The sequence below is a fragment of the Streptomyces sp. CHD11 genome (genome assembly GCF_018638295.1).
Lineage (GTDB): Bacteria > Actinomycetota > Actinomycetes > Streptomycetales > Streptomycetaceae > Streptomyces.
On the sequence record NZ_JABTTS010000015.1, the window covers coordinates 92,613 to 117,198 of the forward strand.

Annotated in this window: 21 protein-coding genes; 8 read left to right on the plus strand and 13 right to left on the minus strand. The window is 71.7% G+C overall.

The window, feature by feature from the left end:
- Positions 1-249: 249 nt before the first annotated feature.
- Positions 250-1,068: a carbon-nitrogen family hydrolase gene (locus HTV45_RS17755; RefSeq protein WP_215206776.1), complete on the minus strand. Its 819-nt coding sequence runs from the start codon at positions 1,066-1,068 to the stop codon at positions 250-252.
- 218 nt (positions 1,069-1,286) lie between these two features.
- Here HTV45_RS17755 and HTV45_RS17760 point away from each other — a divergent pair, with 218 nt between their 5' ends.
- Entirely contained in the window at positions 1,287-2,111 is an 825-nt protein-coding gene (locus tag HTV45_RS17760; RefSeq protein WP_215206777.1) for a maleylpyruvate isomerase family mycothiol-dependent enzyme, read from the plus strand.
- 117 nt (positions 2,112-2,228) lie between these two features.
- Here HTV45_RS17760 and HTV45_RS17765 read toward each other — a convergent pair whose 3' ends face one another.
- Complete coding sequence (locus tag HTV45_RS17765) at positions 2,229-3,521, minus strand: nitrate/nitrite transporter (protein ID WP_215206778.1); 1,293 nt, start codon at positions 3,519-3,521, stop codon at positions 2,229-2,231.
- A complete protein-coding gene (locus HTV45_RS17770) occupies positions 3,518-4,174 on the minus strand; it encodes a GntR family transcriptional regulator (RefSeq protein ID WP_215206779.1) in 657 nt (218 codons plus the stop codon). Before HTV45_RS17770 ends, HTV45_RS17765 begins: the two co-directional genes overlap by 4 nt.
- A gap of 228 nt (positions 4,175-4,402) precedes the next feature.
- On the opposite strand from HTV45_RS17770, the gene HTV45_RS17775 reads away from it, so the two are divergent.
- Positions 4,403-5,317: a D-alanyl-D-alanine carboxypeptidase family protein gene (locus HTV45_RS17775; protein ID WP_215206780.1), complete on the plus strand. Its 915-nt coding sequence runs from the start codon at positions 4,403-4,405 to the stop codon at positions 5,315-5,317.
- A gap of 100 nt (positions 5,318-5,417) precedes the next feature.
- On the opposite strand, the gene HTV45_RS17780 is transcribed toward HTV45_RS17775, so the two are convergent.
- A complete protein-coding gene (locus HTV45_RS17780; RefSeq protein WP_308309695.1) occupies positions 5,418-5,921 on the minus strand; it encodes a CGNR zinc finger domain-containing protein in 504 nt (167 codons plus the stop codon).
- A 111-nt stretch (positions 5,922-6,032) separates the two neighbouring features.
- Here HTV45_RS17780 and HTV45_RS17785 point away from each other — a divergent pair, with 111 nt between their 5' ends.
- Together HTV45_RS17785 and HTV45_RS17790 are read left to right on the plus strand one after the other, a co-directional pair.
- Positions 6,033-6,914, plus strand: a complete 882-nt coding sequence (locus HTV45_RS17785) for an alpha/beta fold hydrolase (RefSeq protein ID WP_215206782.1) — start codon at positions 6,033-6,035, stop codon at positions 6,912-6,914.
- Between the two features lie 133 nt (positions 6,915-7,047).
- Positions 7,048-8,028: a Bro-N domain-containing protein gene (locus tag HTV45_RS17790; protein WP_215206783.1), complete on the plus strand. Its 981-nt coding sequence runs from the start codon at positions 7,048-7,050 to the stop codon at positions 8,026-8,028.
- 83 nt (positions 8,029-8,111) lie between these two features.
- On the opposite strand, the gene HTV45_RS17795 is transcribed toward HTV45_RS17790, so the two are convergent.
- The 4 genes from HTV45_RS17795 to HTV45_RS17810 form a co-directional block, all read right to left on the minus strand.
- Entirely contained in the window at positions 8,112-9,518 is a 1,407-nt protein-coding gene (locus tag HTV45_RS17795) for a dihydrolipoamide acetyltransferase family protein (protein WP_215206784.1), read from the minus strand.
- A gap of 10 nt (positions 9,519-9,528) precedes the next feature.
- Positions 9,529-10,521: an alpha-ketoacid dehydrogenase subunit beta gene (locus HTV45_RS17800; protein WP_215206785.1), complete on the minus strand. Its 993-nt coding sequence runs from the start codon at positions 10,519-10,521 to the stop codon at positions 9,529-9,531.
- Position 10,522: 1 nt separating this feature from the next.
- Positions 10,523-11,785 carry a pyruvate dehydrogenase (acetyl-transferring) E1 component subunit alpha gene (gene pdhA, locus HTV45_RS17805; protein ID WP_215206786.1) on the minus strand — a complete coding sequence of 421 codons (1,263 nt, stop codon included), beginning with the start codon at positions 11,783-11,785 and terminating at the stop codon, positions 10,523-10,525.
- 405 nt (positions 11,786-12,190) lie between these two features.
- Positions 12,191-13,831 (minus strand): protein kinase, encoded by a 1,641-nt coding sequence (locus tag HTV45_RS17810; RefSeq protein WP_215206787.1) that lies wholly within the window; start codon positions 13,829-13,831, stop codon positions 12,191-12,193.
- A 345-nt stretch (positions 13,832-14,176) separates the two neighbouring features.
- Between HTV45_RS17810 and HTV45_RS17815 the strand changes: the two genes are divergently transcribed.
- Positions 14,177-15,826, plus strand: a complete 1,650-nt coding sequence (locus tag HTV45_RS17815) for a protein kinase (protein WP_215206788.1) — start codon at positions 14,177-14,179, stop codon at positions 15,824-15,826.
- A gap of 111 nt (positions 15,827-15,937) precedes the next feature.
- Here the strand turns inward: HTV45_RS17815 and HTV45_RS17820 are convergent, their stop codons facing one another.
- A complete protein-coding gene (locus HTV45_RS17820) occupies positions 15,938-16,477 on the minus strand; it encodes a bacterial proteasome activator family protein (RefSeq protein ID WP_215206789.1) in 540 nt (179 codons plus the stop codon).
- A gap of 156 nt (positions 16,478-16,633) precedes the next feature.
- Here HTV45_RS17820 and HTV45_RS17825 point away from each other — a divergent pair, with 156 nt between their 5' ends.
- A complete protein-coding gene (locus HTV45_RS17825) occupies positions 16,634-17,320 on the plus strand; it encodes a hypothetical protein (RefSeq protein WP_308309696.1) in 687 nt (228 codons plus the stop codon).
- Positions 17,321-17,836: 516 nt separating this feature from the next.
- Here the strand turns inward: HTV45_RS17825 and HTV45_RS17830 are convergent.
- On the minus strand, positions 17,837-18,820 hold the full coding sequence (locus tag HTV45_RS17830; protein ID WP_215206790.1) for an NAD(P)H-quinone oxidoreductase: 984 nt from the start codon (positions 18,818-18,820) through the stop codon (positions 17,837-17,839).
- Positions 18,821-18,952: 132 nt separating this feature from the next.
- Between HTV45_RS17830 and HTV45_RS17835 the strand changes: the two genes are divergently transcribed.
- Positions 18,953-19,975, plus strand: a complete 1,023-nt coding sequence (locus HTV45_RS17835) for an ATP-binding cassette domain-containing protein (RefSeq protein ID WP_215206791.1) — start codon at positions 18,953-18,955, stop codon at positions 19,973-19,975.
- On the plus strand, positions 19,972-20,820 hold the full coding sequence (locus HTV45_RS17840; protein WP_215206792.1) for an ABC transporter permease: 849 nt from the start codon (positions 19,972-19,974) through the stop codon (positions 20,818-20,820). Before HTV45_RS17835 ends, HTV45_RS17840 begins: the two co-directional genes overlap by 4 nt.
- Before the next feature lie 60 nt (positions 20,821-20,880).
- Here HTV45_RS17840 and HTV45_RS17845 read toward each other — a convergent pair whose 3' ends face one another.
- Genes HTV45_RS17845 through HTV45_RS17855 form a run of 3 tightly spaced genes read right to left on the minus strand, consistent with a single transcriptional unit; the run spans position 20,881 to position 24,220 of the window.
- Complete coding sequence (locus HTV45_RS17845) at positions 20,881-21,978, minus strand: TrkA family potassium uptake protein (RefSeq protein ID WP_215206793.1); 1,098 nt, start codon at positions 21,976-21,978, stop codon at positions 20,881-20,883.
- Positions 21,975-23,381: a molybdopterin molybdotransferase MoeA gene (locus HTV45_RS17850; protein ID WP_215206794.1), complete on the minus strand. Its 1,407-nt coding sequence runs from the start codon at positions 23,379-23,381 to the stop codon at positions 21,975-21,977. The genes HTV45_RS17845 and HTV45_RS17850 overlap by 4 nt, the downstream gene beginning before the upstream one ends.
- The gene (locus HTV45_RS17855; protein WP_215206795.1) at positions 23,378-24,220 is read right to left on the minus strand and encodes an NTP transferase domain-containing protein; all 843 of its coding nucleotides are present in this window, start codon (positions 24,218-24,220) and stop codon (positions 23,378-23,380) included. The genes HTV45_RS17850 and HTV45_RS17855 overlap by 4 nt, the downstream gene beginning before the upstream one ends.
- Positions 24,221-24,586: the final 366 nt, after the last annotated feature.

Genomic DNA, 24,586 nt, shown 5'->3' on the forward strand with positions numbered 1-24,586 from the left:
GCCGGGGCGAAGACGATCCAAACCGCCGGACAGCGGCCGAGGCAAAGACGATCCAAACCGCCGGACAGCGACCGAGGCAAAGACGATCCAAACCGCGCCGGACAGCGACCGAGGCAAAGACGATCCAAGCCGCGCCGGACAGCGACCGAGGCAAAGACGATCCAAGCCGCGCCGGACAGCGACCGAGGCAAAGACGATCCAAGCCGCGCCGGACAGCGGCCGAGGCAAAGACGGGCCAGACCGCGCCGGTCAGCGGCCGGGGCGGGCCAGGCCCAGGACGCGGTCCTTCAGGGCCGGGAACCGCTCGCGGGTGCCCGCCACCGTGGCCGGGTCGAAGTCCACCGTCAGGACCTCCTCGCCGGGGCCCGCCTCCGCCAGGACCTCGCCCCAGGGATCCACCACGGTCGAGTGACCCGCCTGCGGGACCCCGGCGTGCGTCCCGGCCGTTCCGCACGCGAGGACGAACGCCTGGTTCTCCACGGCCCGCGCCCGGGCCAGCAGCGTCCAGTGGGACCGGCGCCGCTCCGGCCAGCCCGCCGGGACGACGAGGGTCTCGGCCCCGGCATCGACGAGACCCCGGAAGAGTTCGGGGAAACGGAGGTCGTAGCAGGTGGCCACGCCGAGCACGGTCTGCGGGAGGCGGACCGTCACCAGCTCGTCGCCCGCTCCCATCAGCACGGCCTCACCCCGGTCGAAGCCGAAGCGGTGGATCTTCCGGTACGCGGCGGCCAGGTCGCCGGAGGGGGAGAAGACGAGCGAGGTGTTGTAGAGGGGGCCGTCGTCCGCGGCGGAGCCGCTGTCGGACACAGCCCGCTCCGGGACCGAGCCCGCGTGCAGCCACACCCCCGCCTCGCTCGCGGCCTCGGCCATCGCCTCGTACGTCGGCCCCTCGAGCGGCTCCGCCTCGCCGGCGAACGCCTCGTAGGCGAACGCGCCCGTGGTCCACAGCTCCGGCAGCACGACAAGATCGACTCCGGCCTGATCCCGTACCATCCCGGCGACCCGACGCCGACGTGATTCGACCGATTCACCCTCGTTCACGTCGATTTGAAGCAGGGAAGCGCGCACACTACCACCGTCCTGGCATTCGACCCGCGCACGCGGGCCTACGATCGTCACACGAAAGCACTGCCGGGGTGCCTCCCCGCAGCGTAACTTGGGGGTCCCCCTGTTCGAGCGAAGCCGAGAACCGGGGGAGACCGAGACACCCGCGCAGTGCAGCCACCGCCCACTGGCACCGCCGCCACAACCTGCCCGTGTACCGACCGCCGAGGGGTCCCGTTTCCGTGAGTCTGCATCCCACCCTCCAGCCCTACGCCGACGCCTGGACCCACTCGATCGAGGCGATAACCGAGCTGGTGCAGCCACTTCCGGAGGCCGACTGGAACCGGCGGACGCCCTGCCCGGGCTGGTCGGTCCGTGACGTGGTCTCGCACGTCATCGGGCTGGACTCCGAGATGTACGGCGACCCCCGCCCCATCCACACACTGCCGCGCGACCTCTACCACGTCACCAACGACCACCAGCGGTACATGGAGATGCAGGTCGACGTGCGCCGCCACCACACGGCGCCGGAGATGACGTCCGAGCTGGAGCTCTCGATCATCCGCCGCAACCGCCAGCTGCGCAACGAGACCCGCGAGCCCGGCACCAAGGTGCGCGGCCCGCTGGGCACGGAGCTGACGCTGGAGGAGTCCATGCGCCGGCACGCCTTCGACGTGTGGGCGCACGAGCAGGATCTGCGCGCGGCCCTCGGCCGGCCCGGCAACCTCGACTCCCCCGGCGCGCACATCGCCCGTGACGTGCTGCTCGCGGAACTGCCGCGCGTGGTCGCCGAGAAGGCGCAGGCGCCGCGCAGCTCAGCCGTGGTGATCGACGTCCACGGTCCGCTGGAGTTCCTGCGCACCATCCGCGTCGACATCCAGGGCCGCGGCACCCTGGAGACGGCCCCGGCCCTGGGCCCCGCCGCCACCCTCACCCTCGACTGGGAGACCTTCCTCCGCCTGGCCTGCGGCCGCACCACCCCGGAGGCGTCGGCGGACCGGGTGAAGACGGAGGGCGACCTGGACCTGGCGGCGGCGATCCTGAAGCACTTCGCGGTCACGCCGTAGCCGCGCATCCGCGCATGCGCGGGCCCTCGGGCCGCAGGAGCGGGGGAGGCCGGGAGCGACGGCACCCGGTGGGCGCCGGCCTCGCGGCCCGCCCCCGCCCGGCGCCCACGGCGGCCCCTACACCGGTACGTGCACGGAGGAGACCCGGCTCGCGACCAGCCGCTCCCGCTCCCTGCGCACCGCCCGCCCGCGCAGCCGCAGAATCTGCGAGACCCCCAGCGCCTGGAGCACGAACACGGACGAGAAGGCGACGGCGTAGTCGTCACCGGTCGCGTCCAGCAGGACCCCGATCGCGAACAGCGTCGTCATGGAGGCGACGAAGCCGCCCATGTTCGTGATCCCGGACGCCGTGCCCTGCCGCTCGGGCGGATTCGCCGGCCGGGCGAAGTCGAACCCCAGCATCGACGCCGGACCGCAGGCCCCCAGCACCACGCACAGCACCACCAGCAGCCACATCGGCGCGGTGTCCGCCGGATAGGCCAGCGTCGCGGCCCACAGCAGTGCCGTGGCAGCGACCGTCCCGAGCGCCAGCGGCAGCCGCGCCCGGTGCTGCCGGGCGACGACCTGGCCGTAGACCAGCCCGACGGCCATGTTGGACAGCACCACCAGGGTCAGCAGTTCACCGGCGGCCGCCCGCGACAGCCCCTGTGCCTCGACCAGGAAGGGCATGCCCCACAGCAGCAGGAACACCATGGCGGGGAACTGGGTGGTGAAGTGCACCCACAGCCCGAGCCGGGTCCCCGGCTCCCGCCACGACAAGGAGATCTGACGCCGTACATAGGCGGCGCCCCGGTGCGCGACGGGCTCCGGCTCCTGCCCCTCGGGGTGGTCCTTGAGGAACAGCACCAGCAGCCCGAACACCACCACGCCCGCGAGCGCGCTGCCCGCGAAGGCCGCCGTCCAGCCGATGCCGTGCAGCAGCCGGGAGAGCACCAGCGTGGAGACGAGGTTGCCCGCCATGCCGACCAGCCCGGCCATCTGCGCGACCAGCGGTCCGCGCCGAGCCGGGAACCACCGGGTGCCCAGCCGCAGCACGCTGATGAACGTCATCGCGTCACCGCAGCCGAGCAGCGCCCGCGAGGCGAGCGCCATGCCGTACGAGGGGGAGAGCGCGAAGCCGAGCTGCCCGGCCGTGAACAGCACCACGCCGATGCCCAGCACCTTCTTGGTACCGAGCCGGTCGACCAGCAGCCCGACGGGTATCTGCATGCCCGCGTAGACGAGCAGTTGGAGGATGGAGAAGGTGGAGAGCGCGGAGGCGCCCACGTCGAAGCGGTCGGCGGCGTCGAGCCCGGCCACCCCCAGGGACGTGCGGAAGATGACGGCGACGAAGTAGACGGAGACGCCGATCCCCCACACGGCGAGGGCGCGCCGCCCGCCGGGAGGGTCCCCGGGCCGTGTGCCGCTCATCGCACCTCACCCCTGGCCAGGTGGGAGAACCAGCCGACATGCCGGCCGACCACCGCGACGGCCGCCTCCGCGTCACCCGAGCGCAGCGCCCCGAGGAGCTCCTCGTGCTCGGCGAGCGTCTTGGCGATGCGGTCGGGGTGGGAGTGCATCACGGCGACCCCCATCCGCAGCTGACGGTCGCGGAGCTGATCGTAGAGACGGGAGAGGATCTCGTTGCCGCCGCTGCGGACGATCTCGGCGTGGAAGCAGCGGTCGGTGACGGCGGCGGCGGCGTAGTCACCGGCCACGGCCTGCTCCCGCTGCCGGGCGAGCAGTTGCTCCAGCCGCTCGATGAGGCCGGGCGACGCGGGTACGGCCTTCCTGGCGGCGTGCTCCTCGACGAGCAGCCTGGTCTCCACGACGTCGGCGATCTCCTGCGCGGAGACGGGCAGGACGAGGGCGCCCTTCTTGGGGTAGAGCTTGATCAGCCCCTCGGCCTCCAGCCGCAGCAGCGCCTCGCGCACGGGGGTCCGTGAGACCCCTACGGCCTCGGCCAGCTCGCCTTCGGTGAGCAGTGTGCCCCCCTCGTAGCGGCGCTCCAGCACGCCCTGTTTGACATGGCCGTAGACGCGTTCGGCGGCGGGCGGTTGCTTCACGGGGGTCGGGCTGGTCATGGCGACAGGATAGATACAACAGGTACGCGTGGAAGCATACGTCCACGATGCGGACCGGGCTCGGACCGGACTCGGACCAGAATCGGACCGGGCTCCCCGAAAAGTCCCCTCATCTCCCGCACAACCATCTGTTCCGCGCACGAGTCAGATATGTGCGGCGCCTGACGTGTGGCCGCACTTCAACTCGGCCGCACCACAAGGCCATTCATGACATTCGGGGTATCTGACGTGAAAATCGGCATTCAGGGGATCCGCATCCGCAGAGCCGTGGGCGTCGCCGTGACCACCGGCGCGATGCTCTCGACCGGAGCCCTCTACGCGGCGCCCGCGCAGGCCGCACCCGTCCAGGCCGCCGCCGCGCCCTCGATCGTCGCCAAGGGCGGCTTCGTGATGAACAACGCGAACGGCAGGACGCTGTACACGAAGGGGGGTGACACGCGCCGCTCGACCGGTTCGACGACGAAGATCATGACCGCGAAGGTGGTGCTCGCGCAGAAGAACCTGAACCTCAACTCCACCGTCACCATCCAGAAGGCGTACAGCGACTACATCGTGTCGAGGAACGCCTCCTCGGCGCGGCTGATCGTCGGGGACAAGGTCACCGTGCGCCAGCTGCTGTACGGGCTGATGCTGCCGTCCGGCTGCGACGCGGCGTACGCGCTCGCCGACAAGTTCGGTACGGGCAAGACCCGTTCGGCGCGGGTGAAGTCGTTCATCGGCAAGATGAACGCGGACGCGAAGAAACTGGGCCTGAAGAACACCCACTTCGACTCGTTCGACGGCATCGGGAACGGCAAGAACTACTCCACGCCCCGCGATCTGACGAAGATGGCGAGCAGCGCGATGAAGAACGCGACGTTCCGCGGCATCGTCAAGACGAAGAAGTACACGGCGAAGACCAAGACGAAGACGGGCGGCACCCGCACGATGGCGCCGTGGACCAACACCAACACGCTGCTCGGCAGTTACAGCGGCACGATCGGCGTGAAGACCGGCTCCGGCTCGACGTCCAAGTACTGCCTGGTCTTCGCCGCGACCCGCAACGGCAAGACGGTCATCGGCACGGTCCTCGCCTCCTCCTCCGCAGCCCAGCGCGAAAAGGACGCGAAGAAGCTCCTGGGCTACGGCTTCGGCAGGATCTGACCCGCACCGACGCACGCACACGGGGGCCCGCCGACACCGGCGGGCCCCCTTCCCGCGCGGCCGGCACCGCGGGACGGCCGGAGTGGTGCGGCGCAGCGGGTCAGGGGGCCGGGGCCTGCCGGGCGCGCTCCTGGTGGCGGCGGGCCTTCAGGCGGTTGCCACAGGTCTTCATCGAGCACCAGCGCGCGGTGTTGGCGCGGCTGCGGTCGAGAAGGAAGAGACGGCACTCCTCGTTGCCGCAGGGGCGCAGCCGGCCCGGCCGGTGTTCCCGGACGTCGAACCAGGCGAGCACCAGTTCCACCGCGAGCATCCGCTCGGGCGGCGCGTCGAGGCGCCACCGCAGGCCCGACGCGCCGACCTCGGGAGTCCGGCGGACGCCGGCGAGTATCCGCCGCAGCCCGGCTTCGGGCACGGGGCCGTAGGTCGCGGCCTGGAGCACGTCCCGCGCCGCTCGCAGCCAGTCGACCGCCGCCGCGTCACCGGAGCCACCGTGCTCCTCGGCCCACCGCCGCAGTACGGCGTCGTCGGCCCACTCGTCCCGCGGCCGGCCGTCCACCACCGGGGTGCTGTTCAGCACCTCGAGCAGCGCTCGTTCGTCGATCACGCCCGCTCCCACCTCCTCACCTAACCACATTCCCTCGTTTGACAGGTTACCGCGCATCGGGTCCACTGGAGAAGCTCGGGTAACCGCCATAGACCCACTGAAGGGTTAGTCATGATCGAGGTCCGTCATCAGTACGCCACCGTGCGCGGGCACCGCGTGTTCTACCGGGAGGCCGGCCCCGCCGACGCTCCGGTCCTGGTGCTCCTGCACGGGTTCCCCACCAGTTCTCGCATGTTCCGCCGGCTGATCCCGCGGCTCGCCGACCGGTTCCGCGTCATCGCCCCCGACCACCTCGGCTTCGGCCACTCCGACGCCCCGTCCGCCGACACGTTCCCGTACACGTTCGACGCGCTCACCGACATCACGGAGAAACTCCTGGCCGGGCTCGGCGTCACCCGCTACGCCATGTACGTACAGGACTACGGCGCCCCCATCGGCTGGCGGCTCGCACTGCGCCACCCGGAGGCGGTCACCGCGGTGATCACCCAGAACGGCAACGCCTACGAGGACGGCTTCGTCCCCGACTTCTGGGCCCCGGTGTGGGCCTACGCGAACGACCCGGGCCCCGCGACGGAGCCGGGCGTCCGCACCGCCCTCGGCCTGGACGCCGTCCGCTGGCAGTACCTGCACGGGGTGGACCGCCCCGAACTGGTCGACCCCGACACCTGGACGGCCGACCACCGCGACATCAGCCGCCCCGGCAACGACCTCGTGCAGCTCGCCCTCTTCCGCGACTACGCCACCAACCGGCCCCTCTACCCGCAGGTGCACACGTACTTCCGGGAGAGCCGCGTTCCGCTGCTGGCCGTATGGGGGGCCGGGGACCTCATCTTCGGCCCCGACGGCGCCCGCGCCTTCGCCCGGGACCTGCCGGACGCCGAGATCCACCTGGTCCCCGGGGGCGGCCACTTCCTGCTCGAAAGCCACCTGGAGAGCACGGCCGGCCGGATCCGCGACTTCCTGACCCGCGCACTGCCGGCGACCCGGCCGTGACGTAGCCCTCTGCACACTCCGGTCCCGCCGGTACAGCGGTATCGATCACGTTCGCTCGCAATCGTGAACATCATCGAATCGGCTGGCATATGCGTTCCGCCCCGCTCTACGTTCCCCAGCGGAGGTAAGAAACATGAACGAGCCCAGCAAGCAGCCCAGCTCCGCCGAACGCACCGGGGCCATCGACGTCAGCGACTTCGTCTACGCAGCGACCGGAGAACGGGTCCGGCGGCTGACCATGCCGGACGGGACGCACTGGTTCCCGGCGGTGGACGTCTGCAAGGAACTCGGCCACACCAATTCCCGGAAGGCTCTCGCGGATCACGTCCCCGACGAGCACCGAGAAATGCTCGAGACCGTAACTGGAGGTTACGGTCTCGACATTCCCGCAGGCAGGGGGTGGCGTCGAGACTTGCACGTCATCTCCCTGCAAGGTCTCATCCTCCTCGTCAACGCCTGCACCAAAGCTGCCTGCGCCCCCTTCAAACAGTGGGTCGCCGAAGTCATCGAGACCGTCCAGCGCGAGGGCTCCTACTCTCTCGACGAGGCCGAGGTGCAGCCGTCCGAACCCGGTGCCCCCGTCGCCTACGCCATGCCGGAGCAGGTTGCCGAGGCCATCGTCCGGCTGGAGGCCCACAACCTCGAGCTGGACGAGAGGCTGGCCGACGGGCAGCGCGAGTCGATCGCTTTGCAGAAGGAGATGGTGAGCATGCAGAGGGAGCTGCTGGTCACCCAGCAGGCCACCCTCGCCGTCCAGCAGGCCATGGTGCGGGCGATGGAGCGGATCGCCGACCGGTTCGACACCCTCGTCCTCGAACGCCGTCCGGCCCGGGGACGCCTCACCACCCTGCCCACCACCGAGTCGGTACTGGCCGACTGGCGGGAGCGGTTGTCGGTGACGGAGGACGTGTGGACGGTGGCCGTGGTCATCGCCCCGGTGCTCGTCGAGAACGGTGAGCTGCGCGAGCCGCTGGAGTCGATCGCCGCCCGTACGGGGCTGTCCGTGCGGCGGGTCAACGACTGCCTCCGGCTGTTGCGCAAGCACGCCTGCATCCGCTCGCGGGGCGGGGACGAGGGCGGCGGGGCCCCGGTGTACGTGCTCCATCAGGTCTGAGCGCACCGGAACAGCAGGAGGGGCGCCGCAATCCGAGCTTGCGGCGCCCCTCCTGTCTCATGAACCTAGCCGGTTCGCGGGCCTCACGCCCAGCTGATCAACCGTTTCGGCTGCTCCAGGACCGCCGCCACGTCGGCCAGCACCTTGGAACCCAGTTCACCGTCGACCAGGCGGTGGTCGAAGGAGAGGGCCAGGGTGGTGACCTGACGGGGCTTGACCTTGCCCTTGTGGACCCACGGCTGGGGCTTGATCGCACCGACCGCGAGGATCGCGGACTCGCCGGGGTTGAGGATCGGCGTGCCCGTGTCGACGCCGAAGACGCCGACGTTGGTGATCGTGACCGTGCCGGCCTGCATCGCGGCGGGGGACGTCTTCCCCTCCCGGGCCGTGGACACCAGTTCACCCAGGGACGCGGCCAGTTGCGGCAGCGTCTTGGCGTGGGCGTCCTTGATGTTCGGGACGATCAGACCGCGCGGGGTGGCCGCCGCGATGCCCAGGTTGACGTAGTGCTTGACCACGATCTCCTGGGCCGCCTCGTCCCAGGAGGCATTGACGTCGGGGTTGCGCCTGATCGCGACCAGCAGGGCCTTGGCGATCAGCAGCAGGGGGTTCACGCGCAGGCCCGTGAACTCCTTGTCCTGCTTGAGCTCCTCGACCAGCTTCATCGTGCGCGTCACGTCCACCGTCACGAACTCCGTGACGTGCGGCGCGGTGAACGCCGAGCCGACCATCGCCGCCGCCGTCGCCTTGCGGACCCCCTTGACGGGGACACGGGTCTCGCGGGCGGTGTCGTACGACACCGGGGCGGCGGGAGCGGCGGCCGGTACGGCGGCCGGGGCGGCCTCCTGGGGAGCCGGAGGAGCCGCCGCCGCGTGGACGTCCTCGCGGGTGATGATGCCGTCCGGGCCGGTCGGGGTGACCGTCGTCAGGTCGACGCCCAGATCCTTCGCCAGCTTGCGCACCGGCGGCTTCGCCAGGGGGCGGTCCCGGCCGACGGCGGGCGCGCCGTGGCCGTTCAGTTCCGCCTGGACGGCCGACGCCGCCTGTCCGGCGGTGCTGTCCGGGGCCTGAGTCCTGCGGGGACGCCGGCGGGTCGCGGACGTCGACACGCCGTAGCCGACCAGGACGGGCTGGCGGGCCGCCGGCTTCTCCTGGGGTTCCGCCGGCTCCTCTTCGGGGGCGGGTTCGGGGGCGGGGGCCGCGGGAGCCTCCGTCGGCGGAGCCGCGCCGCCCGCGACCTCCACCGCGATGATGGACGTGCCCACGTCCACCGTGGTGCCCTCCGGGAAGTGCAGCTCGCGGACCACACCGTCGTAGGGGATGGGCAGTTCGACGGCCGCCTTCGCCGTCTCGACCTCGCAGACCACCTGGCCGTCGGTGACCGTGTCACCGGGCTGGACGTACCACTTGAGGATCTCGGCCTCGGTGAGGCCCTCGCCCACGTCCGGCATCTTGAACTCGCGTACGGACGCGTTCGTCATCGTCGTCACGGCCCTCTCCTCAGTACGCCAGCGAGCGGTCGACGGCGTCGAGCACCCGGTCCAGGTCCGGAAGGTAGGACTCCTCCAGACGGGCCGGCGGGTACGGGGCGTGGTAGCCGCCCACCCGCAGTACCGGGGCTTCCAGGTGGTAGAAACAGCGCTCCGTGATCCGGGCGGCGATCTCCGCGCCGGAGCCGAAGAACACCGGCGCCTCGTGGACCACGACCAGCCGGCGGGTCTTCTCGACGGACGCCTGGACGGAGTCGAAGTCGAGCGGGGAGACCGAGCGCAGGTCCAGCACCTCCAGGGAGCGTCCCTCCTCGGCCGCCGCGTCGGCGGCCTCCCGGCAGAGCTTCACCATCGGGCCGTAGGCGGCCAGGGTCAGGTCCGTGCCCTCGCGCACCACGCGCGCGGTGTGCAGCGGTCCCGGGATGGCCTCCGTGTCGACCTCGCCCTTGTCCCAGTAGCGCCGCTTGGGCTCGAAGAAGATCACCGGGTCGTCGCTCTGGATGGCCTGCTGCATCATCCAGTACGCGTCCGACGCGTTCGAAGGAGAGACCACCTTCAGGCCCGCCACGTGCGCGAACAGCGCCTCCGGGGACTCGGAGTGGTGTTCCACCGCGCCGATGCCGCCGCCGTAGGGGATGCGCACGACGACCGGCATCTTGACCTTGCCCAGCGCGCGGGCGTGCATCTTCGCGAGCTGCGTGACGATCTGGTCGTACGCCGGGAAGACGAAGCCGTCGAACTGGATCTCCACCACCGGGCGGTAGCCGCGCAGGGCCAGGCCGATCGCCGTCCCCACGATGCCCGACTCGGCGAGCGGAGTGTCGATGACGCGGCTCTCGCCGAAGTCCTTCTGCAGTCCGTCCGTCACCCGGAACACACCGCCGAGTTTGCCGACGTCCTCACCCATGACGAGGACCTTCGGGTCGTCCTCGAGCGCACGCCGCAGCGATTCGGTGATCGCCTTGGCCAGGGCCATGTTCTTGCCCGTCACGGTCTGCGCCATGTCACTTACCCCCGTCCTCGTCCGCGAACGACGCCTGGTAGGCGGCGAACTGCGCCCGCTCCTCGTCCACCAGCGCGTGCCCGTCCGCGTACACGTTCTCGAAGATGGCGAAGTGGTCCGGGTCCGGCATGGCACGGACCGCTTCGCGCACCCGCCTGCCCAACGTCTCGCTCTCGCTCTCCAGTTCCGCGAAGAATCCCTCGTCCGCGTGGCGCGCGGACTCCAGGTGGCGGCGCAGGCGCAGGATCGGGTCCTTGGCCTCCCAGGCGGCCCGCTCGTCGTCGTGCCGGTAGCGGGTGGGGTCGTCGGAGGTGGTGTGCGCGCCCATACGGTACGTGAACGCCTCGACCAGCGTCGGGCCCTCACCCGCGCGGGCCCGCTCCAGGGCCCACTTGGTGACGGCCAGGTTCGCCAGCACGTCGTTGCCGTCCACACGCACGCCCGGGAAGCCGAAGCCCTGCGCGCGCTGGTACAGCGGCACCCGGGACTGCCTCTCGGTCGGCTCGGAGATCGCCCACTGGTTGTTCTGGCAGAAGAACACCACCGGGGCGTTGTAGACCGCGGAGAAGGTGAAGGCCTCGGCCACGTCGCCCTGGCTGGAGGCACCGTCGCCGAAGTAGGCGATGACGGCGCTGTCCGCGCCGTCCTTGGTGATGCCCATCGCGTACCCCGTGGCGTGCAGGGTCTGGCTGCCGATGACGATCGTGTACAGGTGGAAGTTGTTGCCGTTCGGGTCCCAGCCGCCGTTGTTCACCCCGCGGAACATGCCGAGCAGGTTGGTCGGGTCCACCCCGCGGCACCATGCGACGCCGTGCTCACGGTAGGTGGGGAAGACGTAGTCGTCGTCGCGCAGGGCCCGGCCGGAACCGATCTGCGCCGCCTCCTGCCCGAGCAGGGACGCCCACAGGCCCAGTTCGCCCTGGCGCTGCAGGGAGGTGGCCTCGGCGTCGAAGCGGCGGGTGAGCACCATGTCGCGGTACAGAGCGCGCAGGTCGTCGGCGGTGATGTCGGCGACGTACCGGTCGAACTCGGCGTTCTTGACCCGCTTGCCCTCGGGCGTCAGCAGCTGGACGAGGGCGGGCTCGGCGCTCTTCTGGGCACCTGCGGCCTTCTTCCCACCGGCGGCCTTCTTGGCGGGGGCGGCTTTCTTGGTGGTGCTGGTGGTGCTGGTGGTGGTGCGCTTGGTACCGGTGCCGGTGGCGGTGCCGGCCTTGCTTCCGGCGCTGCGTCGCGGTGTGCGCGCGGCAGTGCTCTCCACGGTCACGTGTGCTCCTCCGTCGGTCCGGCCCCCGGGGTTGCCGGTAGGCCAGTGCGGCTCACCTGCTTCTCGACCACCGGGCACGGGGTGGGTGCCACTCGGCCGGGAACAGGCGTGACAGGTGCCCCGGCGAGCGCCCTGCAACAGGCACGTTACCCAGTGCTGCACATTTCTGTGAAACCTCACCTGACCTGCGATTTTGCTTGGATCTCCAAGTAAATCCGGAAAGGCCTGAAGGCGCGCTGGTCACAGCCTTGCAGGAGGCCGGAGCAACGGCACGTTATCCCGGCCACCCCGGCGACGGGAAGAGCCGACTTCTGTGACGGCACGGCGTGCCGCGCGGTGTGTCACGGGGTGCCCGGAGCAGGGCGTTCGCCGGCGAGGGACGTACCGCCGGAACGGGCGGGCGGGTCAGCCCGCTCCGCCGGGCACTCCGCCGGGCACTCCGCCGCCCCCGTCGGCACCACCGGGTCCCGTGCCGCCGCCCTCGGTGCCACCACCCTCGGTGCCACCGCCGTCCTCGGTACCGCCGTCCTCGGTGCCACCGTCCTCGGTACCGCCGTCTTCCGTGCCACCGTCCTCGGTACCGCCCGACTGGGTCGGCTGGGTGGCCGGCGGCGGACTGGTCGGCGTCTCCGTCTCCGGCTGGGACGGCGTCCAGGACGGCTCGTAGGACGGCGTCCAGTCGCCGTTGCCGCCGGAGCCCGGGCCCGGGTCGGTGCCGGGGTCGGTCGTCTCCTCGGTCTCCTCGTCGCTCGGAGACTCGCTGGCCGTCTTCTCCTCGGTGGTCTGCGAGACGGACGGCGACGTGTCGGTCTTGCCGCCGCCTCCCTGCTCGGCGCCGTTGTTGACCGCCAGCGCGACACCCGCCGCGACGGCGATCACGGCGAGGACCGCCAGGATCCACAGCTTGCCGCGTCCGCCGCCCCTGTTGCCGTTGCCCTCGAACCCGCCGTCGTCCCCGCTGCCGTATCCGCCGGGCAGGATCGGCTGCGGGATCGCCGCCGTGCCGGCGACATCCGGGTGCGGCAGCGCGGCCGCGCCCGCGTAACCGGCCGCCGGGGTGGCCGGGCCCTCGTGCAGGTGGACCGGGCCGGTGTTCCAGGTTCCGGTGTGGCCGCCCTGTTCGTAGAGCATCTGCAGCGCGTACTGGACCAGCCCGCGCATCTCCTCGGCCGTCTGGAAACGGTCGTCGGGCTCCTTGGCGAGGGAGCGCATGACCATGCCGTCCAGCTCCGGCGGGCAGGCGTCCGAGGCCTCCGACGGGGGCGTGGGGATGTCCTGGACGTGCTGGTAGACCACCGACAGCGGCGTCTCACCGGTGAACGGGGGACGCAGCGCCAGCAGCTCGTACATCAGGCAGCCGGTGGCGTACAGGTCGGAGCGGTGGTCGACGGCCTTGCCGAGCGCCTGCTCCGGGGAGAGGTACTGCGGGGTGCCCATGACCATGCCGGTCTGCGTCATCGTCGTGGACGCGCCGTGCAGCGCACGGGCGATGCCGAAGTCCATCACCTTGACGGCGCCGTTGTGGGTGATGATGACGTTCGCCGGCTTGATGTCGCGGTGCACGATGCCGTGCTGGTGCGAGTAGGCGAGGGCCTCCAGGACACCGGAGACGATGATCAGTGCCTGCTCGGGTCCGGGGGCCTCGGCGTTCAGCAGAAGGTCGCGGATGGTGCGGCCCTCGACGATCTCCATCACGATGTAGGGGACCGACTGGCCGCCGACGACGTCCTCGCCGGAGTCGTACACCGCCACGATCGCGTGGTGGTTGAGGCCGGCCACCGACTGCGCCTCGCGCGTGAAACGCGCCTTGGAGACGGGGTCCTCGGCGAGATCGGCGCGCAGCAGCTTGACGGCGACCGTGCGGCCGAGACGTACGTCCTCGGCCGCGAAGACCTCGGCCATGCCACCCCGGCCGAGCCGGTGGGTGAGCCGGTACCGGCCGTCGCCGACGAGCCCGCCGTTGCCGAAGTTGTCCGGCGCGTCCGAACTGCCGCCGCCAGTCGCCTCGGGGTCGGACGGGCCCTGAGCGCGCTGCTGCTGTGCCATCAGTCCTCGCCGTCGTTTCTGCCCGCGGTGCGCGCGGTGTTGTCACGGTCTCCGTCGGCCCACGCTACAGCCTCCGCGTGAGGCTCCGGTCCGAGACCGGCAGCCGCGACCGGCACCGGACGGACCGGTCATGAAACCCGCACTCCGTACTGTCGTGCAAATTCCGTGTACCGGTAGCACGACCGCTGTAACGCTTCCGCGACGCTTCTTTCGCGTACGGTCACGGATCGGGCACCACGCTTGACGTGTCAGTGGCCTGGGGCAGACTGGCCGGGAATCACACTCACGATCTACGACAAGACAGCACCGACGGCGGAGCCGGAGAGGCTACGGGGGAAGCGGAACATGAGCCAGGACGGCGCACAGGGCCAGTACGCGGGGCGGGCGCTCGCCGGCGGACGCTACCAACTGCGGGACCTGCTCGGCCAGGGCGGCATGGCGTCGGTGCACCTCGCCTACGACAGCGTGCTCGACCGTCAGGTCGCGATCAAGACGTTGCATACGGAACTCGGCCGGGAGCAGGCGTTCCGTGAGCGCTTCCGCCGCGAGGCCCAGTCCGTGGCGAAGCTCACGCACACCAACATCGTGTCGGTCTTCGACACCGGCGAGGACGACGTGGACGGCATGACGACGCCGTACATCGTCATGGAGTACGTCGAGGGCCGCCCGCTGGGGTCCGTGCTCGACGAGGACACCCGGCAGCAGGGCGCGATGCCCGCCGACAAGGCGCTGCGGATCACCGCGGACGTGCTGGCGGCGCTGGAGATCAGCCACGAGATGGGGCTGGTCCACCGCGACATCAAGCCGGGCAACGTGATGATGACCAAGCGCGGCGTGGTCAAGGTGATGGACTTCGGCATCGCCCGCGCCATGCAGTCCGGGGTGACGTCGATGACGCAGACCGGCATGGTTGTCGGCACCCCGCAGTACCTCTCGCCGGAGCAGGCGCTCGGCCGGGGCGTCGACGCGCGCTCCGACCTGTACTCGGTCGGCATCATGCTGTTCCATCTGGTCACCGGGCGGCTGCCGTTCGAGGCGGACTCGCCGCTGGCCATCGCGTACGCGCATGTGCAGGAGGAGCCGCCGATCGCCTCGTCGGTCAACCGCTCGCTGCCGCCGGCCGTGGACGCGCTGATCGCCCGCGCGCTGAAGAAGAACCCGAACGAGCGTTTCCCCAGCGCGGAGGCGATGCGCGGGGAGTGCCTGCGGGTGGCCCAGTCCTTCCGGCCGGCCCCGCCGAGCATCGTGCCGGGCTCGCAGTCGCAGAGCGGCGCCGGGGTCGGCTCGGCGGTGTTCCCGCCGGTGGACCAGGCGACCCCGCCGCCCTCCGGCAACGTACAGATGCCGTACCAGCCGGCCCCGCCGCCGAACCCGTACAGCACTCCCGCCCCGTCCGGCCCGTCACCGGCGTACGGCTATCCGCAGCACGGCGGCTACCAGACGCCCGCCCCGGCGGGGTACTCACCGCAGCAGGGTGCCGCGACCCCGCCGCCGTACAACCTGACGCCGCAGCCGTCCGGCACCGGCTCGGGGGGCGGGGGCCGGAACAGGCCGGTGATCATCGGTTCGATCGCGGTGTCCGTGCTGGCCGTCGGCGGCCTGATCGGGGCCCTGCTGATGAACGGCGGCGGTGAGGAGGAGGACCCGCAGGGCGGCGGTGGCCACAGCCCCTCGGCGCCGGCGAAGGCGGAGGGCTACCGCGGGCCGGACACCAGGAAGACGATCGACCCGGAGGACTGCGAGGAGCCCAAGGAGTCGTACAACGACCCCGACAAGGTCCAGCTCCCCAACTTCAAGTTCAAGTACATCGGCTCGGTGAAGGAGTGCTTCCAGGCCGCCGGCTGGGGCGGCCTCAAGGTCGTCCATGTGGACGAGAACACCTACGGCGAGGGTTCCGTCCGGGAGCAGTTCCCGCCCGCGGGCACGGATGTCGACCCCGAGGACATACCGCAGATCACCCTCAAGGTCTCGACGGGCAACCCGCCGTCGTCCTGATCAGGCGGCCGCCGTACAGCGCACGGCGAAGGGGCCCGGCATCGGATGCCGGGCCCCTTCGGGCTGTTCGGGCGGGGCAGTGGGACGGCGGGGCGTGGGACGGCGGGGCGGTCAGAGGTACGGGCCGCCCGAGCGGCCGCCCATCGGCGGCTCCTCGTGGCCGTCGCCGACGCCGGGCGGGAGAGCGCGCCGCATCTGCTCCAGCTGGGCGCGGGCCGCCATCTGCTGGGCGAAGAGCGTGGTCTGGATGCCGTGGAAGAGGCCCTCCAGCCAGCCCACCAGCTGGGCCTGCGCGATCCGCAGTTCGGCGTCGCTCGGTGTGGCTTCTTCCGTGAAGGGCAGGGAGAGCCGCTCCAGCTCCTCGACCAGCTCCGGGGCCAGACCGTCCTCCAGCTCCTTCACCGAGCTGGAGTGGATCTCCTTGAGCCTGGCCCGGCTGGCCTCGTCCAGAGGAGCCGCCCGCACCTCCTCCAGCAGCTGCTTGATCATGCTGCCGATCCGCATGACCTTCGCCGGCTGCTCCACCTGCTCCGTCACCGGGGTCTCGCGGGAGTCGTCGTCTCCACCGCCGCCGCCGAGCGCCATGCCGTCCTGGCCGACGACCAGGATCTGCGGATTCTCCGGCGACCGTTCGTTCCTCGGCATCTCCATACCGCCATTGTCGCGCACGCCGGTGGTCGCCTGCGGGGGCGCCCCCGGAAGTCGCGGCGAGGCGGGCGGTTCGCTCCGACGGCCGTATCCGAAATGCCCGCCCCCTGACGGAATGCGAGGCTGTTTGGCGTCCATCCGGCCCATCTTGCCGACGGTGTGACCGAGCACCGGACGGCGCGGGAGGTCACGCTCGTGACTCCATGGCTGCGTGCAGTGGGGACGACGCTCGTCCTGGGGGCGGGGGCGGCGGTGATGCCGTACGTCGCCGCCACCGGGCCCGCCGGTACGGCTTCGGCGGTGACGGCGCGGGCCGCCGAGGCCTACGGGGCTTCGGGGGTCGACGCCGGCCCGGTGTTCCCTTCGTCCACGTCCACGTCCACGTCCACGTCCAAGCCGACGCCGACGCTCCCGTCCACCGCCTCGTCGTCACCGACGCCGGTGCCCCCCTCCGAGCGGCCGTCACGGGCCGGGAGCCGGCCGGGCGAGGAGCGGGAACGGCCCGGACGGCACGAGCCCGCCGGGGAGCCGCGCGAGCACGGACAGCGGGACGAGCCGGGCGACGGTGACGGCACCGGGACCGGGCGGCTGCCGGACGTACCGCGGCGTGAGATCGAGAAGACCGTGTCCCGGGCACCCGGCGCCGGGGACACCACTCCGAAGGCACCGGCGTCCCCGGCGGCGGTACCGGTGCCCTCCACGTCGTCACAGGCGGCGGCACCCGGCGCGGTCGCGAGCACCGGGCCCGTACTGCGCATCCTGCCGCTCGGCAGCGGCCTGGTCCTCATCGGCCTGGGCTTCGGCCTCGCCTTCGTCGCCCTGCGCATGCGCCAGGCCCCGGGCTGAACCATCCGGGCACGACGCCTCTGCTCCATCGGGTGGGGCACCCGGACGGCCGTCCTGTACTCGGGCGAGAACCCGCCTCCGGTGGACGCGGCCGACGTCCCGGTCGGCCCGGTCGGCCCGGTCGGCCCGGTCGGCCCGGTCGGCCCGGTCGGCCCGGTCGGCCCGGTCGGCCCGGTCCGGACATGGGGCCGGATCCCGCCCTGGCAGCCCGGAGGCCGACACCGCCGTCCCGCGCAGCCCGGCCCCGGCTGCCCCACAACTTCGCGGCTGGAGGCGCCCGACAAGCCAGGTCGGTGAACAGCCCGCCCCGGGGCCGGGCGGCAGCCCGAGGACCCACTCAGTGACCCTGGTGCGATCCGACGCCGCGGCCCGGTCCTGCGATCCAGGGCCGCCCGGCAGCCCGGACGCGGGCCCCCGGGCCCGGGCGGCAGCCCGAGTACCCGCCCGGCGCCCCGGGCCGGCCCCTCGCGCACGGCGCGGTCCGGTGATTCGGCCGCCGGAGCAGGAGGCCCGGGATCAGGCCGGCGTGATCAGCAGGACCTTGCCGATGTGGCCGCTGTCCTCCACGACCCGGTGGGCGGTGGCCGCGTCCGGCATCGGGATCTCACGGTCGACGACGGGGCGGACATGACCGCCGGCGACCAGCGGCCAGACGTGTTCCCGTACGGCCGCCACGATCGCCGCCTTCTCCACGGCCGGCCGGGCCCGCAGCGAGGTCGCGCTGATGGCGGCGCGCTTCGCGAGGAGGGCGCCGATGTTCAGCTCGCCCTTGACGCCGCCCTGCATTCCGATGATCGCGAGACGGCCGTTGACGGCCAGGGTCTGGACATTGCGGTCCAGGTACTTGGCGCCCATGTTGTCGAGGATGACGTCCGCGCCTCTCCCGTCGGTGGCACGCTTCAGCTCCGCGACGAAGTCCTGCTCCCGGTAGTTGATCAGGATGTCGGCGCCGAGTTCCGCGCAGCGCTCCAGCTTCTCCCCGGTGCCCGCCGTGACCGCGACCCTCGCGCCGACGGCCTTGGCCAGCTGGATCGCCATGGTGCCGATGCCGCTGGAGCCGCCGTGGACGAGCAGGGTCTCACCGGGGCGGAGGTGGGCGACCATGAAGACGTTCGACCAGACCGTGCAGACGACCTCGGGGAGCGCCGCCGCCCGGTCGACGGTGATCCCCTCGGGGACGGGCAGCAGTTGTCCGGCTGGGACAGCGACCTTCTCGGCGTAGCCACCGCCCGAGAGAAGCGCGCAGACCTCGTCGCCCACCGACCAGCCGCCGACCCCGTCACCGAGCGCGATGATCCGTCCGGAGCATTCGAGACCGGGGTAGGGGGACGCGCCCGGCGGCGGGTTGTAGAAGCCCTGCCGCTGGAGGATGTCGGCCCGGTTGACCGCCCCGGCCACCACCTCGATCAGGACCTCGCCCTCGCCGGCCACCGGATCGGGGACCTCGTCCCACACCAGCGCCTCGGGCCCACCGGGTTCGGGAATCGTGATCGCATGCATGGAAGGGACGGTACCTGCGGGAACGCGGGGCCGCGGGTGCGGCGGGCGGAAATGCATGTGCGGGACCGATGAGTTTGCGCGACGGTGAAGGTCTGTCCATGCGTAGCCCAAGCACGCGGAAGGACCCGAAGCATGAGCACGCAATCGTCCGGCCCGGCGATCGAGACCGTGGGCCTGGTCAAAACCTTCGGTGAGACACGGGCCGTCGACGGAGTCGATCTGACCGTGCCGGCCGGCACGGTGTACGGCGTCCTCGGACCGAACGGCGCGGGCAAGACCACCGCCGTGAAGGTGCTCGCCACCCTCCTGCGCCCCGACGGCGGTGAGGCCCGCGTCTTCGGTCACGACGTCGTGCGCGACGCCGACGCGGTACGCGGACTGGTGAGTCTCACCGGCCAGTACGCGTCCGTGGACGAAGACCTGACCGGCACCGAGAACCTGGTCCTGCTGGCCCGGCTCCTCGGCCACCACAAGACCACCGCCCGCACCCGTGCGGCCCAGCTCCTGGAGGCCTTCGGCCTCACGGAGGCGGCGGGAAAGCAGGTCAAGCACTACTCGGGCGGCATGCGGCGCCGTATCGACATCGCCGCGTCCATCCTGAACACTCCCGAACTGCTCTTCCTCGACGAGCCGACCACCGGCCTCGACCCGCGCAGCCGCAACCAGGTGTGGGACATCGTCCGCGCGGTCGTCGCCCAGGGCACGACCGTGCTGCTGACCACGCAGTATCTGGACGAGGCCGACCAGCTGGCCTCCCGGATCGCCGTCATCGATCACGGCAAGGTGATCGCCGAGGGCACCAAGGGCGAGCTGAAGGCGTCCGTCGGCGCCGGCTCGGTCCATGTGCGGCTGCGTGACGCCGACCGGCGGCCGGAGGCGGAGCGGCTGCTGCGGGACCTGCTCCACGCGGAGGTGCAGCTGGAACCCGACCCGGTGGCCCTCACCGCGCGCCTGGGCGCGACGACGAGCGATTCCGCCGCCGAGCAGGCGGCACGGGCGCTCGGTGAGCTGGCCCGGGACGGGATCACCGTGGACAACTTCTCCCTGGGGCAGCCCAGCCTCGACGAGGTCTTCCTGGCTCTGACCGGACGCGAGACCGGCGGGAGCGCCACACAGGGCACCGGCCCCGCCAAGAAGGACGAGGTGGCGGCATGAGCACGGCCACAAGCACCGAGAGCCAGGAACTCGCGCCCGTCAGGGCCGAGTCGCTCGCGGCCCTGCTGGTCGCCAAGGAGCGGCCGGCGAGGCCCAGCTCCCTGTCCACGTCCCTGACCTTCGGCTGGCGCGCGATCCTGAAGATCAAGCACGTACCGGAGCAGCTCTTCGACGTCACCGCCTTCCCGATCATGAACCTGTTGATGTTCACGTACCTCTTCGGTGGTGCGCTGGCGGGTTCTCCCCAGGACTACATCCAGTTCGTGCTGCCCGGCATCCTCGTGATGTCGGTGGTGATGATCACGATGTACACCGGCATCTCGGTGAACGTGGACATCGAGAAGGGCGTCTTCGACCGCTTCCGCACCTTGCCGATCTGGCGGCCGTCGGCCATGGTCGGCTACCTGCTCGGCGACGCGCTGCGCTACACCATCGCGTCCGTCGTCATGCTCGTCATGGGGCTGCTGCTCGGCTACCGGGCGGACGGCGGGTTCCCCGGCGTGGTCGCCGGGATCGCGCTGCTGCTGGTGTTCTCGTTCGCCTTCTCGTGGATCTGGACGATGTTCGGGCTGATGCTGCGCACCGAGAAGTCGGTGATGAGCGTCAGCATGATGGTGATCTTCCCGCTCACCTTCCTGTCCAACGTCTTCGTCGACCCGCGCACCATGCCGGGCTGGCTCCAGGCGTTCGTCAACAACAGCCCCGTCACCCACCTCGCCTCCGCGGTGCGGGGACTGATGGCGGGCGACTGGCCGGGCGACGAGATCGCCTGGACGCTGGGCTGGGCCGCGCTGTTCGTGGCGGTCTTCGGGCCGGTCACGATGCGGCTCTACAACCGCAAGTAGGCGAGCGGGGAAAACCCTTCCAGGGGCGGGCCGCGGGCGCGGTCCGGGCCCCGGAGGGGTTCAGCCGCGGGGGAGCGGGCGGATGTCGGGGGCGACCTGGGTGCCGGGTGTCGCCCGCACGATCGTGATCAGCCGGTCGGTCAGCTCCAGCGTCCCGACGGCCGGATCGTCGTAGCCCAGCACCCGGTGTCCGCGTACGACGCTCACCACCAGGTCGTTCGTCTCCCGCGGGGTCTTGCCCACCTCCGCCTTTATGACCGGCCGCTCGACCATGTCGAGCCCGGTCCCCTGCTGGATGAGGTCCTCCATGACCATGCCGGCCGAGGGACTGAGCACCGAGAGCCCGAGCAGCCGCCCGGCCGCGCTGGCGCTGGTGATGACGGCGTCGGCGCCCGACTGCTTGAGCAGCGGGGCGTTCTCCTCCTCGCGGACCGCGGCCACGATCTTCGCGCCCCGGTTGAGCTGCCGCGCCGTCAGCGCCACCAGGACCGCCGTGTCGTCGCGCTGTGTCGCGATGATGATCTGCCGCGCCCGGTAGACCTCGGCCCGCTTCAGCACCTCACTGCGGGTGGCGTCCCCTATGACGCCCGCGTAGCCGTCCGCGGTGGCCGCTTCGATCGCCTTCGCACTGGGATCGACCACCACGACCTGCTCCTTGCGGAGCCCGGTCGCACAGACCGTCCGGATCGCGGACCGTCCCTTGGTCCCGAACCCGATGACAACGGTGTGATCGCGCAAGGTGGACCTCCAGCGGTTCAGTCGCCACTCCTCCCGGGTGCGTTCGGTGAGGGCCTCGAGGGTGGTGCCGACCAGGATGATCAGGAAGAGCACACGCAACGGTGTGATGACGAGGATATTGACGAGCCGGGCGCTGTCACTCACCGGTGTGATGTCCCCGTACCCGGTGGTGGAGAGGGTGACGGTCGCGTAGTAGAACGCGTCGAGGAAGTCGACGGGGCCGTCGGAGTTGTCGTGGTAGCCCGCACGGTCGGCGTAGACGACGAACGCCGTCACCACGAGCACCACCAGAGCCATCGACAGCCGCTTGGCGACCTGGCGGATCGGGTGCTCCACCAGCTTCCTGGGAAGTTTCACCCGATACGTCACCAGATGTTCGTCCGCCTGGCGAGCGATGACGTCCTGGCCCGGAAGTTTCACGTGAAACACACCCCGATTCCCCCGGACGCCCAGGGCAGGTCCAGCAGTTCCGTCTCTTCGCCCGGCCTCGCACCTCCGGGGGGAACGACGGCGAGCGCGTCCGCCGCCGCGACACCGCGCAGCATGGCCGGGCCGTTGTAGAGCAGCGGCAGCGCGCGGTCGCCACGCAGCACCACGGGAATCAGCCGGGTGTCGTACGGATGCCCCTGCACCGCGTCCCGCAGCGGCAGCGTGTACGGCTCCGGAGCGGGCCGGGCCGCGAGGATCCGCAGCAACGGCTCGGCGAGGGTGAGCAGACCGGAGACGGCGGCCAGGGGATTGCCGGGCAGGCCCACGAGGTACTGGTCGTCCTTGGTGCGGGCCAGCAGCATGGGGTGACCGGGACGCACCGCGACGCCGTCCACGAGAAGGCCGGCGCCGATACGGCGCAGCGTGGGGTGCACATGGTCCACCGGACCGGCGGCGGTCCCGCCGGTGGTGACGATCACCTCCGCGTCGCAGGCCGTGATCGCCTTGTACAGCGCCTGTTCGTCGTCGCCCACCCGGCGTACGTCGACGACCTCGGCGCCCAGGGCGCGGAGCCAGGGCGGGAGCAGCGGGCCGAGCGCGTCCCGGATCAGACCGTCGTGCGGCAGCCCCTCACCGAGCAGCTCGTCGCCGAGGACGAACACGGCGGCGCGGGGACGGGGGACGGCCGTGAGCGTGTCGTACCCGGCGGCGGCCGCCATGCCCAGGACGGGCGGGGTGACCAGGGTGCCCACCGGCAGCAGATGGTCGCCGCTGCGGCACTCCTGTCCCCGGGGGCGGATGTCCTGGCCGGGGGTGACGGTGTGCGGTGCCCGGTCGACGGCGGTGATGTGCAGCCGGCCCTGCTCGTCGGGACGGCCGTGCTCGCTGCGGAGCACGGCCGTGGTGTCCGGGGGGACACGGGCGCCGGTGGCGATACGGACGGCCTCGCCGTCGGTGAGCGGGGCGTGCCCGGCGTGCCCGGCGAGGACGCCCTCCTCCCGGATCTCCCAGGGGCCGGGGCCGGAGACCGCCCAGCCGTCCATCGCGGAGGTGTCGAAGGAGGGGAGGTCGATGAGGGCGTCGAGGGGGGCGGCCAGGGTGAGGCCCAGGGCGGAGGCGAGGGGGACGGCCACCGGGGGCAGATGGCCGGTACGGCTGCCGGCACCGTGGCGCGGAGCGCGCTCGGCGACGGTACGGGCTTCGGCCCAGGTGACGGCGCGGTGGTGTGCGCGGTGGTGTGCGTGGGGCGGCTGGTGCGGGGCGCCGGAGTGCGGGCCGCCGGCGGGGGTGCGGCCGCCGGCGGGGCGGTCGGGACGTTCGTTCACCAGGGCGAGCGCCTCCTCGACGTCGAGATCGTCGGCATCCTCGCCGGCCCGGGTACCCTGCGCGGTCATCCGGCGTCCGGTCGGGTGCCCGGGGCGTTCTGCGCGTCCTCGTCCGCCCAGCGCCGCGCGAGCTCCGCGGCCTTGCGGGCCGCCTCGGCGACGGCCTCTCGGTCGCCGCCCGCCCGCGCGGCGGCATAGCCGACGAGAAAGGTGGTCAGCGGCGCGGCCGGCCGTGCCACGCCGTGGGCGGCGTCGCGGGCCAGGTCGAGCAGCATGCCGGTGTCGACGTCCAGGTCGATGCCCAGCTCGTCCTTGACTGCGGAGATCCATTCTTCCAACACGTGTCCATGCTCCCTGATGCGTGCCCGGGCGGTGGCGATGTCGTCCCAGGTGTCGCAGTCGAAGGACGCCACCGGGCCGGGGATACGGGTGAGGTCGAGAGCGCCGGTCAGCCGGCGCAGCGGAAGCCCGGTCAGAGCGCCGTGCCGGCCGGTGAGTGTGGCCAGTTCGCGACGGAGGGAGGCGGTCCGGTACACGGCGACGAGCGGCTGGTCCCGGCCGTCGGAGTCGGTCAGCACCACGCCGTCGGCCGAGGAACGGCCGAGGGAGGCCAGCAGCGCCTCGACGGTGTCGCGGCCGAGGAACGGCAGATCGGCGGAGAGCAGGACGACCCGTGCGGCCGTGGCGTGGCGGAGCCCGGCGTCGAGCGCGGCCAGGGGCCCGCCGCCCGGGGGCTCCTCGCGGGCCCAGAGCACGGGCCGGACGGTAGGCCGGGGGACGGCGACGACCACCGTGGTGCGGGCGTCGGCGCAGGACGCGAGCACCCGGTCGAGCAGCGCCCGTCCACCGACGCGCACGCCGGGCTTGTCGGCGCCCCCGAGCCGCCGGGCGGCACCCCCGGCGAGCACGACAGCGTCGTACTCGGGGCCGATCCGTCCGGCGACCTCGCCGGACGGATCACCGGCGGCACCGCTGGAAAGGCGGCCGGAAAGGTCGCGGAAAGGACCACCGCCGACGGGATCGCCCCGGTGATCACCGGAGGAAACGCTGGAGGAATCACTGGAGGAATCGCTGGAAGGACCGCCGCCGGGGCCCCCGGGACGGCCACCGACGGAATCACCGGAGCGCCCGCCGGAGCGCTCAGCGGCAGAGCTGCCGTCCGGGCCGTCGGAACGGCGGCCGGGCTGATCACCGGGTGGCTGATACTGGCTCACCCCCCGAGTATGCGTGCCCCCGCGATCACAGGGGACGCGGGGGCACGCGGACACGGCCGG

What these genes read in the sequence shown, in the direction of transcription:
- HTV45_RS17765 (WP_215206778.1), bottom strand. Translation starts at nt 3,521, where the DNA reads ATGAGCGGCACACGGCCCGGGGACCCTCCCGGCGGGCGGCGCGCCCTC.
- HTV45_RS17770 (WP_215206779.1), bottom strand. Translation starts at nt 4,174, where the DNA reads ATGACCAGCCCGACCCCCGTGAAGCAACCGCCCGCCGCCGAACGCGTC.
- HTV45_RS17785 (WP_215206782.1), top strand. Translation starts at nt 6,033, where the DNA reads ATGATCGAGGTCCGTCATCAGTACGCCACCGTGCGCGGGCACCGCGTG.
- HTV45_RS17790 (WP_215206783.1), top strand. Translation starts at nt 7,048, where the DNA reads ATGAACGAGCCCAGCAAGCAGCCCAGCTCCGCCGAACGCACCGGGGCC.
- HTV45_RS17800 (WP_215206785.1), bottom strand. Translation starts at nt 10,521, where the DNA reads ATGGCGCAGACCGTGACGGGCAAGAACATGGCCCTGGCCAAGGCGATC.
- HTV45_RS17810 (WP_215206787.1), bottom strand. Translation starts at nt 13,831, where the DNA reads ATGGCACAGCAGCAGCGCGCTCAGGGCCCGTCCGACCCCGAGGCGACT.
- HTV45_RS17815 (WP_215206788.1), top strand. Translation starts at nt 14,177, where the DNA reads ATGAGCCAGGACGGCGCACAGGGCCAGTACGCGGGGCGGGCGCTCGCC.
- HTV45_RS17820 (WP_215206789.1), bottom strand. Translation starts at nt 16,477, where the DNA reads ATGGAGATGCCGAGGAACGAACGGTCGCCGGAGAATCCGCAGATCCTG.
- HTV45_RS17830 (WP_215206790.1), bottom strand. Translation starts at nt 18,820, where the DNA reads ATGCATGCGATCACGATTCCCGAACCCGGTGGGCCCGAGGCGCTGGTG.
- HTV45_RS17835 (WP_215206791.1), top strand. Translation starts at nt 18,953, where the DNA reads ATGAGCACGCAATCGTCCGGCCCGGCGATCGAGACCGTGGGCCTGGTC.
- HTV45_RS17840 (WP_215206792.1), top strand. Translation starts at nt 19,972, where the DNA reads ATGAGCACGGCCACAAGCACCGAGAGCCAGGAACTCGCGCCCGTCAGG.
- HTV45_RS17850 (WP_215206794.1), bottom strand. Translation starts at nt 23,381, where the DNA reads ATGACCGCGCAGGGTACCCGGGCCGGCGAGGATGCCGACGATCTCGAC.